Below are 217 nucleotides of genomic sequence, written 5' to 3'. Positions count from 1 at the left end.
GAAGCTCTTGCCCGGGAAACAAACTCAAACTAACAGTCCCTTGTCCTGCCTCGCGGGTGGAGGAATTTGACTGACCACACCCGGAGGAATTTGAAGTGACCCGCGGGGCTCGCAAGTCCTGGTGCGAGAGCAACGACCCGAACTTTACGGCCAAAGCCGCCGATGTTGTCGGCCTCTATGTCGCGCCGCCGGCGAAGGCCATTGTGCTGTGCGTGGA

The 217-nt window shown here is 59.9% G+C and carries 1 pseudogene; it reads left to right on the top strand.

The annotated features are described in order from the left end of the window. Positions 1-107: 107 nt before the first annotated feature. Positions 108-217 (top strand): annotated as a pseudogene (locus QJT78_RS52935) (IS630 family transposase); the annotation flags it as partial.

Origin of the sequence: Bradyrhizobium sp. Mp27, assembly GCF_029953005.1 — a bacterium.
Taxonomy (GTDB): Bacteria; Pseudomonadota; Alphaproteobacteria; order Rhizobiales; family Xanthobacteraceae; genus Bradyrhizobium; species Bradyrhizobium barranii.
Note: the sequence above shows the minus strand (reverse complement) of the source record. Positions and strands in the feature narration are given on the sequence as shown.